The sequence below is a fragment of the Botrimarina colliarenosi genome, assembly GCF_007859955.1.
Taxonomy (GTDB): Bacteria; Planctomycetota; Planctomycetia; order Pirellulales; family Lacipirellulaceae; genus Botrimarina; species Botrimarina colliarenosi.
In genome coordinates this window covers 536155-551198 of sequence record NZ_SJPR01000001.1, presented here as the reverse complement: position 1 = coordinate 551198, position 15044 = coordinate 536155, and the positions used below count along the sequence as shown (strand labels likewise).

The window sequence follows — 15044 nt, the reverse complement described above, 5'->3', positions numbered from 1 at the left end:
CAATCGACGTGCTGTCGAACCTAGCGGCGAGCCCCGCGAAAGTGGCCTGAAAGTGGGTGAGCTTGGCCGCCGGCGCCCCCGTCGGGTGATTGCAAGCTGGTCGTTTCTTCTTCGGCATCGTCGCTCGTGTCGCTCACCGACCCTCTCAGCGACGCGAAGGCGGTGTCGTTTGGCGTCTCGGCGGGCGCGGACTCAGTCCGGTTTACTAACAGCATCTTGTCATGGTCGATCTCGCTGGTCGCCCGGACAGGAGGCCGGAATCGCGTCCTGCCGCCGAGGGCAGTCGTGGTGTCCCCGTTAACTAAGACCGCCTCGAACGCAACTCGACGCGGCATACCGACTTCTTGGGCGACGAGAGGCGACGATTCGGAGACCGTGGGCTCCGTCGCGGTTTGCAGGAGAGGGGCGCCCGCGTTCGCAGCTTCCGTCGTGAAAGCTTCGTAGGCGTCGCGCCACACGGTGTAGTCGGCCGCATCGATGCGCCCGTCGCCGTTGCCGTCCGCCCCTAGAAACAGGTTCGAGCCGTAAGTCTCGCGCCAGACGGTGGCGTCATCCTCGTCGATATCGCCGTCGATGTCATAGTCGCCCGCCAAAGGGTTGACGTAGCGGATGCGATAGACCTTGGCCCCCGCCGCGGTGGGCCCGGCGGAGCCGCTATCTTCATAGAGCGTGGTGAAGTACAGCCCGTCCGGACCCGCGGCGAGCCCGACAATGGAGGACCTGCCGGCGCCGACGTACTGGATGAACGAGTCGGGACCGTCGAGGAGCTCGGCGTTCGCGCCAAGAACGAATTCGGAGACCCGCTTGCCGTTGGACTGCGGCCCTTGCGCGTAAGTCGGGCCCGACTCGCTGACGAAGGCGTGATCCTGCATCTCGGCCGGGAAGAGGCTTCCGCGGAAGGTCTCCGGCTGGACGAACGTCAGGTTGACCGGAGCCGTGGCGGGCGACCAGTTGTAGATCGCGTTGATCTGCATCGACGCGTCGGAGCCGTTCCAGCCGTAGTTGACGCCCTCCAACACCCGCGCGAAGCGATCCACGCTGGGCCCGTTCTCCACCTCGTAATGCTGGCCATCCGAGGCCCGCCAAGCGCCACCGAAGGGGTTACGGAACCCGTAGGCGAAGACATAATCCCGAGCAGTGACGCCGTTCGAGGCGTCGTAGAACGGGTTGTCCGACGGCGCGCTGCCGTCAAGGTTCAACCGCAAGACCTTGCCGCGGAACTGGTCGAGATTCTGGGCGGTCGAGGCCGTGAAGCCGTCGCCGTTGTGGACGTAGAGTTTCCCGTCGGGTCCGATCGAGAGGTTCGAGATCTGGTGCGACTGTCCCTGTGTCTCGGGCTGCATGTTCAGCAGCACCGTCCGCGACTGCATCGACAGCCCTCCTGCAACGCTCGTGAGCTTCTCCACTTTGGGGTAGTGCACCGCGCCGCCGCTGGGGCTGCCGTTGTCGGCGAGCAAAGCGACAAACACCTCGTAGACCTCGGGGTTCTCGGCGTTGCGTACGACGGCGATTCCGGTGAGGCCCTGCTCACCCGAGCCGGAGATCGGCCCGGTGGGGTTGTAGTCAAGCAGCCCGGTCGCGAACTCGTGCTTCGTGCCGTCACGGGTCACAACCTGGATCGATCCGTAGAGCTCCGTGACGAAGTAGAGCGGGTCGTCGGGATCTGGCCCCGGGTCGGGCACGAACGCGATGTTCACCGGCAACCGATAGCCGGCCCCCACCTCTTCGATGACAAAGCCGGGCTTGTTGGCGATGAAGGGGACGCTCAGATCCGCCTGTCGCGCAAGCGACGTAAAGTCCGGCGAAGTCTGGCCAGGAAGCCCGACGTACGTCGCGCCGGACGACGCGACCCACAGCACGAGTTGCCCCCCACTGACGAGATTCACGCCGGGCATGAAAACCGTCAACTCCTCGCCGTCGTCACTCGTAAAGGTCAGGTCCGATTCCGCCAGCAAGAGACCGGCGGACCCCGCCGTGATAACCACCTTGACGGGAGAATGAACGCCGATCGCGGCGAAGTTGGTGACCGTGTTACCTACCGCTCGCGAACCGGAGAACTGCAGGAACGGCCCACCATTCGCCCCGTCGACGATCTCGACGGTCGAACCAACCGCCAACTCGACGGGGTCGCCGAACGTGCTGGCCCATACAGGCGCCACCGCGTCGTCGACGTCCTCGATCAGCATCGGGAACTCCGTCGAGGCGGCGCTCGTGTGGAAGAGCCGTGTTGCGTACTGACCGACCGAACCTGCGTCGTCGCGGAAACGGACCCGCAATTCGTAGTCGGTGTCGGGAGCCAACTCGGTTGTGCCCGCCCGCGAGTTGATAAAGATTCCGTCGCCGAGGTGGGTGTGATAACGCTCGATGCTTTCGATGCCGAGCGTTTGCCAGACAGGCTCCGGCGTGCCGTCAACGGTCCAGATCGACCAGTCCGTTGATTTGTGGGCGTCGCCATCGCTGTCCGAGTAGCCGACCGCCTCCATGTGCACGTCGGCGGGGCTCACAACCTGCCCGACCATCGAGGGCTCATTGATCGTCGGCGTCGAAGGCGCTATGTTGCCGCCCGTCGAGACGCCGACAATATGGACGTAGTCGATCCGAGTCGACTTGTTCGCGGCCGCCCCCTGGTCGAGGGACAGACGCCCGTCGTTGACGGTTACGATGACAACGCCAACGATCGCCGTCTCCCCATCCGGCACGGCGTTAAAGAGGTTGACTCCTTCCACATTGATCGTATGGAGGCCATCGTTATTAGCCGGATCGCCGACAGCGACGGTAACTTCGTAGGTCCCGTTCGGCAGCGCGAATTCCCACGACTGGCCCTGCTCAAAGTGAATCAGGGTGTCGAGCCGTTGGTCCGCCTCGAGACTGCGTTCGCGTGACTGGTCGGTGTGGTCGGCCGTCCAGCCGTAGAAAAGACCACCTCCGCGGTCTCCAAACACCAAACCCGTGTCGCGCGAGTAATGAGTGGGCGTTGTCGCCTCATCGTTTTGGAAGTTGACGAAGAACGAGTCGCCTGCGAGCAAATGACGTTCCTCGAGTCGCTCCAGCTGAAAGGATCGACGCTTCGGGAGGGTGCGCATCAATGGTGCAATGAAATTGAGGACGAGAAGTTACCGAGCTAGTCGCTTGCTTGAGGCGCCGGGTGAGTGCGTCATGCGTCGAGGGGACGGCTTGCCTAAGCCCGCCGATTGCCGCTTCACGAATCGAGTTTGGCAAGTGCGTGAACAGCCTACCTCTCCAGCCCTGCTAGCCAATACTTTTGACGGCTTGCGTCAACTTCAAGGAGATGGCTCGAGCGATCCCTGATGAGTGCAGCGTACAGATCAGGTCGAATTGGGGTACGTCACAAACCACCTCACTCGCACCCGCTCCCTGGATGCTAATCCGACGTTTGGCCACCTTCCATTAACAGGTTGATTCGAACGTCGTTGTAGTCCTCATCCCCCAAGGAATCGTCGAATCCTAGGATTGTGAAGCGTGGCTGCTCGTAGAGCGTCTTCATTGCCGACTGCCGCCAACTGGCGTCTGACGCAAGGGGTTTGTGGACGCCGACAACACGCAACGCCCGTGAGGTGAGTGAGTGATTGCTGATGCACGCGGCGCCAAGGCAGGCGTTCGATTCCCGAGATTTGGATCGCGACCAGAGCACCTCGTTCGTGTCGGCGTCAACGATCACCATGCCGCTGGGGTATCGCGCTTCGCTAACCCCCTTCACCATCGCCATGGCGCCGGGCGGGAGATCGAAGGCGAATCCCTCATCGAGGTTGGCCGGAACCTCTAGCCGAGAGTCTTCGTCACCCGAAACGACACGCAGCCCGCTCGCGTCTGTCCATCGATTCCCCTCGAGGGGTGAGAAGAACAAGCTTGCCGCCAGATCGTCGTAGTCGCCGTCTTGCTGATAGGACTCGCCAGCGTGGGGAACCGGACCGCTGTCATCCCAGCCGATGTGCGCCGCATCGTCGTTCTCGAGCAAGACTTCCAGTTCGCTCAACCGCCACTCTTCGCCCGGCGTGGGTTGAGCGAGTTTGTGAACTCCCGTTAGCAAGAAGAACCGTGGAAGGGCCCCCGAGTTGATCTCCGTCCAATGCCCTAGAACACCATACCGCCGGTTTTTCGCGGAGGGGTTGGCGTGGAGCGGCCTCGGCCCCTCGCCGGCGTTGTGGAACGTCAACTTCTTCGTTACCGACTGCTGCCCGCCGGTGAGCTCGACGATCGACAAGCTGTTCTCACCGGTCGCGTCGAAGCTCGCTACGAGATCGACGGACATCCCCGGACGCAGGCAGAACACATAGCCATCCGCTGTCTTTCCCTCCTTAAGCCGCAACCGAATAGCTCCCGGCGAAACCGTCATCGGAGGCAAGGACTGATCCGCCAACGATTGAAATGCCGGACCTTCCCACGACACGTGCGTGACCGTCGGGAGAGTCGCTAAATCGGCAAAGCGGGATTGGCTGTGAACGGAGAGGGCGTCGCCCGAGATTTGCCCAAGGCTCTGGATAAGAACCAAAGAGGAGGCAAGCAGGAGGGCCGCCGCAGTCGCCAACGGCCATCCCCATGCGCTTGGCGCCCGAGGCGGAGAAGTAGACGGGGCCACTGCGCGGGCCATCGGCGTCGCGATCGCGTCGTTGGCTTGCTTCTTCTGGGGCTCCGCTTCCAAAGAGCTGCTGGCGACAGACAACGCCAGGTGGGTGTCGACCAAGCTACGGTACTGCGTCCGAGCCGACGGATTGTTGATTAACAACGCCTCGAGACGGGCCATTTCGCTAGGCGACAGACCCTCGTCATAGAGATCGGACACCAGCCGCTCAAGCTCCTTGAAATCGGCGATTCTCAACAAAAGCCTCCCAACAACGGTATTTAATTCAATGAGCCAACAGCAGGCGATGCGTCGAATCAACGAAACGCCTGAACAACGTCAACGAGTCTCTAATCGCTTGGCCTCGATACAGTCGCGGAGGGCTCGGCGCGCGCGAAGTAACGACCCCTTAATTGCCGACGGCGACTTTCCGAGCCGCGACGAGAGTTGTTGAATCGATAACCCAAGGTTGTAACGCATACTAACTAGTTCGCGATTCTTCCCCGGTAGGCTCTGCAGGCAAGTTCTTAACAAGTGAATCGTCATGTCCATGTCGTGAAGCTCTTGCGAGTCTTCGGCAAGCTGAACAATCAGCTGTTCACTAAAGACATGCCGGTCGCGACCACGATCGCGGACGAAAGCCTTGACCTGCCAGTACGCGATTTTGGTCGCCCAGGCGTCGAAATTGGTGCCCATTTCAAACTCGTCCGCCTTCTTCCAAAGCAGCAAGTTCGTATTCTGTAGGATGTTCGAGGCCGCATCCGGATCGCCCACCAGGGTGGTGATGTAGCGGAGCAGACCGAGCTGTGCTTTGGTCAACAGCTGCACGAATTCCCCGCGACTCGCGGAATCGTGCGGCGTCGATGGGGCCTCGGTCGAGTCGTCGCCTATCTCGTTCAACACCGCCCCCTAGCCGTTGGGTCTCTTAGTCGTTGGGCCCGCGATCGCGTGGAGCTGATCGAACGGGCCCGCCTTGCCGAAACGAGAATGACCAAAGTGAAAAGGAAGACTAACGCCGGCTTGCCGCCCGGTACAGCCTAAGGAACCAGCCCCGTACAACCAAGGAACAAGTAATAAGCCGAGCAACCGCCCGCCATGCCGACTTTCCCTGAGGCCTACCCATGACATACCGCCAATCTCGGATTGGTTGCGCACTAGCCGCCCGGGAAAGAGAGAAACCTGAAGGCCTCTCCTCATTGGAACGGCTCCGGACGGGCCGAGAAGCCGATCCGCCTCAGCTCAGACCTCCTGGGCGAGATAGGAAGCATCGCGGTGCGATTTCCGGTAAGCCATGCGAGGGGGCGCCCCGCGACCCGCACCTGGATGTCGCGGGGCGAAGTACACGCCGCCCCCCCAGAAGAGTGGCGTCCATCGCAACAAATCTTCCCCGGGATATCCAACAGTCTCTCCGAAATCACCCGCACCCGGGCGACGCCGCTGTTTCTGACGGATTGCGGAGGGCCTAGCCTCAGTAAGGAATTGGTCGCCAGCGTTGACTACGCCCAAGCAAGCGGGCCGACTTCTTGAGAAAAACGCGTCCGCTGCGCAACCTCTCTCGCCGCCGCGGTATGACTACTATAAGGCAAGCTGTGCTCTTCCCGCGGCTACTCCTCCAACGGCTCAATCCGCCGAAACTGACATCGCGCCTTCGTCATCAGCACCGTTGTGAACGGTTGCTGATTCTGGCGCATTTACATCAACGCGGTGTCAATATAAATTCGTATTAAAGTCTAGTGAAGATGGTGAGTTTGTGATTGGCACAGTCAGTCCTTGTTGTATTTTGCTCGCTATCAAGCGGCGCCTGCCACGAGAGCAAAGGCCATTTGCTGCTAACGGACCAAGGCTTCGTACAACCAACGCCCTTCGCGGCGATTAGGCCCAATCTTTCATAGAAACCTGGAAGGGCTGCAAATGAATTGCGGTGGATTACCAATGCCGATCACCCTTCCTTCAAAAGCAATTCGGAACGATAGCACGCGTTTGACAAACACAAGGCGACCTTTGGTGACACGTCGAGCTGGATTCACATTGGTTGAGTTGCTAGTGGTGATCGCCATTATCGGCATCCTCGTGGCGCTGCTGCTGCCTGCGGTACAAGCCGCGAGAGAAGCCGCCCGGCGCGCTCAGTGCACCTCGCAGCTCAAGAACTGGACGCTGGGGATGCTTAATCATGAAAGCACCTACGGGAGGTTGCCGGGGTCGGGTTGGCCCGGCGAGTGGAGCTCCGACCCGGGTCGTGGCAGTGGCGCCGAACAGCCCGGCGGCTGGTTCTTCACCACGCTACCTTTCGTCGAGGAGCAAGCGTTGCACGACACGGGCGACGGCCTGACCGGGGCGGCTCGTAGCGCCGCAATGATCCAGCGTGACGCCACGCCTTTGCCATTGGGAAACTGCCCATCGCGACGATCGGGCGGCCCCTACGCCTACCCTCATGGCGGAGCGGTTCGTACGGGCGACGGGACGGGCGGGGTCTTCGGATACACCTACACTCAGGCGGCGCGAAGCGACTACGCGATCAATGTGGGTGACGACACCGACTACGACACAACCGGCAACAGCCGATGCCGCGCGATCTCGCCGACCAACTACGTTTACTCGACTTATCCGGCGGGATTCCCTCCGAGCCTCACCGAGTTCTCGGGGGTTTCATTCTGTGGCAACGCCGTCCCGACGCGCGCCGTCACGGACGGGTTGTCGAACACCATCGCGCTCGGAGAGAAGTGGGTGCCCGCTGAGCACAACGAGACCGGAGTTTACAAAGGCGATGACTGGTCGATGTTCATCGGTTTTCAGGACGATATGGTTCGTTCGACCTACTACATCGGAGTTTCTGCGGCCGGTGTGCCCCGCAAGGCGACTCACTCGCCCCGCTCGACCAATGACACGTTGGCCAAGGTCGAAGCCGATGTCGGCGTGCCAGCTTCCCGCGAGATATTCGGGAGCAGCCACCCCGGCGTTTGTCTGTTCTCGATGTGCGATGGCTCGGTGGCGAGCATCGGGTTCGATATCGATCCCGAGACGTACCGGCGAATGGGCGCTCGGAACGATGACGGCGCGACGAAGATCGCTCCGCGGTAGGACGCCTTACGCGCTAAGCACGGTACGGAAACAGCAAGATTCAAGTGACTAGCACGCCGCCGACAGCGGCATGCTTCAAGCGACATCGATTCAAGCGACATAGACGAGCCTTCCTTGGGAGTACCTTTGATGATTCGCAGGACCTTTTTTCTGGCGGGAGCTCTCGCCGCATCGAGCGTTTGCCACGCGACGGTTGTTGGATTCGGCCAGCTCGGTGGCAGCAACTCTACCGTTCCGAAAAACCTGGCTTCGCGGGCGACCGCGGATGGCAACGGGTTTGTCGTCACCAATGGCGCGACGCCCAATATCGTTCTGACGTGGGACGCCAACGGCGAGCAAAACAACGGAAATCTTGGCTCGAACGGCTGGGACATCCACACGTCCAACTTCTTCCAGCAGATAGAAAATACGACGATCGGTGGCGGCGCGTGGGACAACGAAGGTTCGACGCAACGTGTTGGCCAGCTTGACTTCGGCCTCCACACCATCGGGTTCGCCGCGGATCCCGGCGCCCAGCTCGTCCTAAACTCTCTCGACTTCGGACACACCGGCGAGACGGCCGGCACGACCATGTGGGACCTCACGTTGACCGACTCGGTGTCGAACGTCGCGTGGAGTCAGTCGGTCACGTTCACGAATGGCATGGCCCAGACAATCTCGCCGAACTTCGTCGGTCTGGCGGGCGAGGACTATCTCCTCACCTTCATGCGAACCAACTCAACCTACGGCTCGGACGGTCGGCATGCCATCGATAACCTGAGTTTCGGTCAGATCCCGGATCTTTCCAATTCGGTTGGCTCTTTGGTCATCAACCGAAGTGGCGTGAATGCTGGCGTCGCCTCGATCCGCGCGGACCAAGCATTCTCGTTTAGTGAGTACGAGATCCGTTCGCCGAGTGGCGCCCTGAATCCCGACGGCTGGACATCGATCACCGGAACGAATGCCGACCCCACCGATGACTGGTCGATTGTCAGCGAAACCGCCGCCTCGTTGCACGAGAAAGACGGGCCCACGGGTCCAAACGACGGCGTCTCCCTGGGAGCCGGCGCCCAGTACAACCTGGGTCAAGCCGTCAACATACTGCCGACATTCCGCCGGGATGGAACGACCCCAACGAACTGGGAAGACGCCGCGTTCACGATCTACGACGCCGGTGGAACGCTACTGGCGGTCGCTCCGGAGTACGTGGGCAGCCCCGTGCCGTGGGGCGACTACAACGGCGACCTAGTAGTGAACGCTCAAGACTGGCCCTTGTTCCGCGCTGGCTTCGGCGGGAACTACAGCGGCATGACGGCCTCCCAAGCCTACTTGCATGGCGACCTCGACGGCGACTTTGACAGCGACATCCACGACTACAACGTGTTCGTCGCGCTCGCTGGCGGCGCAAGCGCTTTGCTTGTCCCCGAGCCTTCGTCGATGGCGTTGATTGCGTTGACTGGCGTCGCGATTTTTGCCAGACGGCGTCTCCGCAACGCCCTTGTTCTAGCGATCGTCGTTGCTGGCGTCTCACAAGGCTCGTCGGCTCTGGCCCAGACCCTGCAGGGATTCAGCGTCGTCGGATCGACGCCTATCACCTCGATCCCCGCAGGGCAGCTCAATGAGAACGAGAACGCCGGCCCTAATCAGCTCTTCGACGATACGATCCTCGACGAGTCGGGCCAAATCGTCTTCGACCTGTTCACGACCAACTACACCGACCCCATTCTCTTCCCCGGCGGCTTCTTGGGGCAGTACGCGATCGGCGGCGAGACGCCGGGAGCTGTCGATTCGGCTTTCGTCTTCATGGACTACGGAGCCCCCGTCACCGCCAACTGGTTCGCCTACTCTCAGCGCACCGGCGGCAACGCGGTGGCCGATAAAGTCGGCAAGTTCGAGTTCTGGTTCAGCAATACCGACTTCGCCGGCGTTGCGCCAACGGGCACTCCTGACGCCATCGTCAACCTGTTGCCGGGCGACAATCGAATTGCGGATAGCACCATCCGACCTTACACCCTGAGCGGAGATCACACCGGCCAGTATGTGGCCATGCGAATCACCGAAACCGCCGCTTCGGGCGCCCTCACGAGCACAAGCCGCATCGGTGGGCATGAATTTCGATTGCTCGACGGCCCCAGTGATGTCGTGCTGACCGTGAACCGTACGAGTGGCGAACTAACTCTCCGCAACAATCTGGCGGGCGCGGAAAACATTCTAATGAATGGTTACGCCATCGATAGCCCCGGCGGCGCTCTGACGTCGGCGGGCTTCAATGGCGTCGGCGGCGATGGGTCGTTCCCGCTGGGGAACGGCAGCGGCAACGGATGGGAATTGGCGGGGGCAAGCAATCCCAATCGCCTCGCCGAGGCTTTCTTTACGGGCCAATCCACCCTCACCGCTGGGTCCGGCGCCATCAGCCTCGGCAACGCCTACAACAACCTATCGGGCGTCGAAGACTTAGCCTTCCTGTGGTCCAACACGAACGGCGAAGTCTATAACGCACGAGTCGAGTACATCGGCGTCGCCCCCGGCATTGCCGGCGACTACAACGACGATGGCATGGTGAATGCTGCCGACTACACCGTGTGGCGTGACAACCTAGACACAAACGTCTCGCTTCCTAACGACTCGTCTCCCGGCAGTGTCACCGCGGCAGACTACACGGCGTGGAGCAACAACTACGGCAAGACTTCGCCGAGTTCGGCTGTCAGTGTGCCCGAGCCCAGTGCGGTCCTCATGTTGGTTGTTGCGGCTGGCGTGACGACTCGCTGGCGGCGCACCCGACGTGACCAAGCCGTCTAGCGCGGGGAGCCGTACACATCGTGACCTATTCCAATAGCGAGGCAATTGCTCGGCGGGCCGACTGCCAACGGGTGGGGTGAAGTAATCTGCGTCGGCAGAACGTTTGGCAGCTCGGCCCGCCGCGCAGTTTTCATCCGTTCATATGAAACGAATGAGCTGATCCGACTCCGATTCAGGATGTAGCTCAGATCGAGGAGGCGACTTCGACTTGGTCTCCAAAACACGCTGAGGTCCCTCAAGGAAGAAAAAGTAGCCGAGGATTACGGGTGTCCGACAAAGGCATGAATCGACATCGGTGATGTATTGCGCGCCGCATCGGCTGCACGCAAGTTGAGTACTTGAATCTGTTCCACGAAACGCACTAGGGAGAATGAACCAATGACCAGACAACTAGCGACGTTAGCGGCGTGCATCGGCACGCTGGTTACGGCGGGCGTTAGCCAAGCAACAATCCTTGGCTTTGGCCAGATTGGTGGCAGCAACGCAACGATCCCGGTCAACTACGGATCGAACGCCACGGTCGACACCAATGGGCTGGTCGTGAGCAACGGCTCCACGCCCAACATCACGGTAACGTGGGATGTCGATGGTCAAGAAAACAGCGGCAGCGGCAACGCGTGGGACATTCATACGTCAAACTTCTTCGCCGAAATAGAGAACCAGACCATCGGTGGTGGCGACTGGGACAATGAAGGGCCCGACGAGCGGATTGCTCAGTTGGACTTCGACTACCACTCGATCGGTTTTGCGGCCGACCCCGGCTACGCGCTGGTTCTCAACTCGTTCGACTTCGGCAACACCGAAGAGACAATGGATTCCAGCACATGGGACCTCTCCATCACGGACTCGTTGGACCAAGTGGTATGGAGTGAGCAGGTCGTGCTCACGAACCCGGACGACGACGTGATCACCGTAGCGCCGAACTTTACGGGCAATGCCGGTGAGAGCTACACCCTTATCTTCGCGGGCGTCAACGACCCACTCAACGGTCGCCATGCGATGGACAACCTGAGCTTCAACCAGATCCGCATCCCCGAGCCCTCGACGTTTGCGCTTCTGGGAGTTGCTGGACTGGGATTTGTTTCCCGCCCCCGCTTCCGCAAGCCCGTCTAACAACGTAGGCGCAGTCGATCTTAACGACGAAGCGGGGTATCGATGGCGATACCCCGCTTCGCTATTTGCGGAACTGCGTTGTGTCCAGCACGATCGCCTTACGCGAGCTTATGAGGCGGGAGGGCATGCCAAACGGTTGCTCCTTGGCTCGTCGAAGCCCAAGAACTCGCAACGTAAGCGACAGGGTGGATTGGTAACAATGCCACCGTGACCAACGAGTACGGCCGACGCGGCCCGCCCAAGCGCTTGGCGACGCTTCGGCGGCGGTTACCCTTGAGATGGGGCCCCCGATAGGCCGGAAGGAGCCTAAACAAGCACCGAAGGTGCGTCACTTCAGCGAGAAAACCCAGCGAAACTCGGTGTTTCACGGGGTTTGATGAGTGCTTCAGTGCTCCCTCTAGGACTCGAACCTATACCCGTCGTATTTGGTTCGCAGGGCGGAGAGTGGACACTTGGGTGGATGAGGCTTTCAACTGCAGTGATTTGCGGTGATCCGTGTCGGGATAGCGGGCAGCTCGTATGGGAGTTGCATTGGCCACGCTGTGTCACATTTGTGTCCGATTTTGTGGATGAGTTCAAGCACTGCTCGTTCTCACCAACAGGGGCTGATGGCCGGCTGTCGTCAACCTGAATCAATCGCCAGGAAGGTCCCACCCGCCACGCCGCCCCAAGACCGCTTCTCCATCACGCTCACAACTATAAGCGACCACCTGCGGGTTCACCGCGTTGGATGGCGGGGGGGTCCTACCGCCTAGCAGCCCGTTGATTTTCCCGCTGGCGACGGCGCCGATTGGGCGCTAGGCTCTTGGCGGTTGGTAGGGGACGCCTTGGAGGCCTTGCGAGGGGGATGGGGAAGCGGCGGCGGGAGTCGCAGGGGGAGCTGTTCGTGGCTTCAGGCGAGCTGGCCGAGAGCCCGGGGCACGCATTCTAACGGCGGCTGAACAAGCTGCTGGCCGAGTGTGGGTTCGACGACGCGGTCGAGGCGGCGTGCCGGCCGTACTACGACGCGTGTGGCGGCCGCGACTCGATCGCCCCGGGCGTCTACTTCCGGATGCTCTTCATCGGGTACTTCGAGGCGATCGACTCGCAGCGTGGGATCGCTTGGCGTTGTGCGGATAGCTTGAGCCTGCGGGAGTTCCTGGGGGTGAAGCTCACCGAGCGGACCCCCGACCACTCGACCCTCTCCAAGACCCGCGACCGGCTGCCGATCGAGGTGCACGAGCTGGCGTTCCGCCTGGTGCTCGCCGCGGCGGCCGAGCGGGGCCTGCTGAAGGGCAAGACGCTGGGCGTGGACTCCACGACGCTCGAAGCGGACGCGGCCATGCGGAGCATCGTCCGCAAGGGCTCGGGCGAGGACTGGAAGGCGTACGTCAAGCGGCTGATGCAAGAGGCGGGCCAGATCGAAGAAGGGGACGAGCCCTCGGACGAGGACCTGCGTCGGTTCGACAAGCGGCGGAAGAACAAGAAGGTCTCCAACACCGAGTGGGAGTCCCCGACCGACCCAGACGCCCGGACCGCGAAGCTGAAGAACGGCCGCACGCGTCTGGCGTACAAGGCCGAGCACGCGCTCGACCTGGAGACGGAGCCGATCGTCGCGGCGGAGGTCTATCACGCCGACCACAGCGACTCCCAGACGCTGGCCGACACGGCGATGGCGGCGAGGACGCACCTGGCCGAGGCGGGACACGAGGAGGTCTTCCGGGAGGTGGTGGCCGATAAGGGCTACCACGCGGCGGGGCAGCTCGAGCTGGCCCAGAGCCTGGGCCTGCGGACGTACGTGCCCGAGCCGAACCGGCGTCACCGCCTGCGTTGGAACAACAAGCCGATCGAGTTGAAGGAAGCGATCTACGCTAACCGGCGTCGGACGAAGACCGAGAAGAACTCGAAGCTGCAACGATTGCGATCCGAACGGGTCGAACGCTCGTTCGCCCACGTGTGCGACACGGGCGGGGCGAGGCGGACGCGGCTGCGGGGGATCGAGAAGGTGCGGAAGCGGACGCTGATCGTCGCCGCGGCCCACAACCTGGCGATCCTGATGCGGAGGCTCCTCGGCGCCGGTAAGCCCAAGGCCCTCGCCGCAATCCTCGATCAACTCGCCCTCGCCCTCCCCCTGCTCATCCGACTGATCGAAACCAGGAAATCAACGGGCTGCTAGGCAAGGTGAGATGGGTGGTCGAACGGACCCCATCGGCTGGCTGCAGGGCCTGCGGCGGATGCGGGTCCGCTACGACCGATCGGCCGTTATCCAAGACGCCTGGAACACACTCGCCGTCGCCGTGCGCTGCTACCGCGTCGCAAGCGAAAAACACGCCCTAGCCTGATTCGTAAACCAAGTTTTTGTCAGAGCTTCTTCGTATCGCTAGCACCGTAGCAAGGTGCATGAGACCTCACGGCAGTGCGGCGGAGCTGGAAGCTCGACGCCGTCGCGCTGCGGCGTGCTTCCAAGCAGGGGAGTCCGTCCGCACGGTGGCCGAACGTTTCGGTGTCGATCGCAGCAGCGCGAAACGCTGGCGGCGCGCCTGGCGTGAAGAGGGCCCCGACGGATTCGCCGCAAAGCCGCACCCCGGCGGTAAACGCAAGCTCTCCGACGCCCAGCGTGACGAGCTGGTCGACTCGCTCATCGCCGGGTCGCGTGCAGCGGGCTTCCCGACCGACCTGTGGACCTGCGCCCGGGTGGTCGAGTTGATCCGCGACCGGTTCGGCGTCGAGTACGACTCGGGACAGATCGCGCGGGTGCTCCGCCAGCTGGGCTTCACGCCGCAGAAGCCCCGCACGGTCGCTCGTGAGCAAGACCCCGAGGCGGTCGAGCATGGCGTCGGGACGAGTGGGGCGGATCAAAAAAAAACCGCCGCGGGGTGCCAGCATCGTCTTCCGAGACGAAACGGGCTTCCTGCTGCAGCCGCTGAACCGGCGGACCTGGGCCCCCGCGGCTGCACGCCGGTGCCGCGTTCTTGGGACCGACGCGACCGTCTGAGCGCGATCGGGGCGGTCGTCCTCTCGCCGGCGAGGACCCAATCCGGTTGCTGCTTCGACGTGCAACGCAAGAATGTCAAGACAGACAACGTGATCGACTTCTTGCGTCGGTTGCGAAGGAAAGTCCGCCGGCCGCTGATCGTGGTCTGGGACCGTTGGAGCGTGCATCGATCGGCCGAGCGACGGATCACCCAGAGGGGCTGGAAGAGGATCGAGTCCGAGTATCTGCCCGCTTACCGCCCGGAGCTCAATCCGGTCGAGGCGATGTGGAGCCACGCCAAGTACGCCGACCTGGCCAACTTCGTCCCCGACGACATCGATGAACTCAACACCGCCGTCCACGCCTCGCTCGACGATCAAGCCACCGACCACCGCCTCAAACTCTCCTTCTTCAAAACCGCTCAACTCAGGCTATAGAGGGGCTCGTTAGCGGCGTGACGGTCAATAGTAGGCGATTTCGCAGATTTCTGCGTTGATGCGAATTGGTTTGCGCGTCTTATGCATCCTGAGGCTCCAGCGACAT

At 61.9% G+C, this 15044-nt stretch carries 9 protein-coding genes; 6 read left to right on the top strand and 3 right to left on the bottom strand.

Annotated elements, in window-relative coordinates; all coding sequences use genetic code 11:
- Nucleotides 1–20: 20 nt before the first annotated feature.
- From Pla108_RS02085 to Pla108_RS02075, 3 genes are all read right to left on the bottom strand, one after another.
- Complete coding sequence (locus Pla108_RS02085) at nt 21–3026, bottom strand: PQQ-dependent sugar dehydrogenase (RefSeq protein ID WP_197526162.1); 3006 nt, start codon at nt 3024–3026, stop codon at nt 21–23.
- Nucleotides 3027–3382: 356 nt separating this feature from the next.
- Entirely contained in the window at nt 3383–4837 is a 1455-nt protein-coding gene (locus Pla108_RS02080; RefSeq protein ID WP_146442275.1) for a hypothetical protein, read from the bottom strand.
- Nucleotides 4838–4918: 81 nt separating this feature from the next.
- On the bottom strand, nt 4919–5482 hold the full coding sequence (locus Pla108_RS02075; RefSeq protein ID WP_146442272.1) for a sigma-70 family RNA polymerase sigma factor: 564 nt from the start codon (nt 5480–5482) through the stop codon (nt 4919–4921).
- 1101 nt (nt 5483–6583) lie between these two features.
- On the opposite strand from Pla108_RS02075, the gene Pla108_RS02070 reads away from it, so the two are divergent.
- From Pla108_RS02070 to Pla108_RS02045, 6 genes are all read left to right on the top strand, one after another.
- Nucleotides 6584–7657 carry a DUF1559 family PulG-like putative transporter gene (locus Pla108_RS02070; RefSeq protein WP_197526161.1) on the top strand — a complete coding sequence of 358 codons (1074 nt, stop codon included), beginning with the start codon at nt 6584–6586 and terminating at the stop codon, nt 7655–7657.
- A gap of 129 nt (nt 7658–7786) precedes the next feature.
- On the top strand, nt 7787–10435 hold the full coding sequence (locus tag Pla108_RS02065; protein ID WP_146442266.1) for a PEP-CTERM sorting domain-containing protein: 2649 nt from the start codon (nt 7787–7789) through the stop codon (nt 10433–10435).
- 378 nt (nt 10436–10813) lie between these two features.
- Nucleotides 10814–11548, top strand: a complete 735-nt coding sequence (locus Pla108_RS02060) for a PEP-CTERM sorting domain-containing protein (protein WP_146442263.1) — start codon at nt 10814–10816, stop codon at nt 11546–11548.
- A gap of 937 nt (nt 11549–12485) precedes the next feature.
- Nucleotides 12486–13703, top strand: coding sequence for a transposase (locus Pla108_RS02055; protein WP_315851604.1), 1218 nt, complete (start codon nt 12486–12488; stop codon nt 13701–13703).
- 10 nt (nt 13704–13713) lie between these two features.
- Nucleotides 13714–13869 (top strand): hypothetical protein, encoded by a 156-nt coding sequence (locus Pla108_RS02050; RefSeq protein ID WP_197526160.1) that lies wholly within the window; start codon nt 13714–13716, stop codon nt 13867–13869.
- A gap of 58 nt (nt 13870–13927) precedes the next feature.
- Nucleotides 13928–14938: an IS630 family transposase gene (locus Pla108_RS02045; RefSeq protein ID WP_146442257.1), complete on the top strand. Its 1011-nt coding sequence runs from the start codon at nt 13928–13930 to the stop codon at nt 14936–14938.
- Nucleotides 14939–15044: the final 106 nt, after the last annotated feature.

Coding starts and splice junctions, on each gene's coding strand:
- Pla108_RS02050 (WP_197526160.1), top strand. CDS start 13,714: ATGGGTGGTCGAACGGACCCCATCGGCTGGCTGCAGGGCCTGCGGCGG.
- Pla108_RS02065 (WP_146442266.1), top strand. CDS start 7,787: ATGATTCGCAGGACCTTTTTTCTGGCGGGAGCTCTCGCCGCATCGAGC.
- Pla108_RS02060 (WP_146442263.1), top strand. CDS start 10,814: ATGACCAGACAACTAGCGACGTTAGCGGCGTGCATCGGCACGCTGGTT.
- Pla108_RS02045 (WP_146442257.1), top strand. CDS start 13,928: ATGAGACCTCACGGCAGTGCGGCGGAGCTGGAAGCTCGACGCCGTCGC.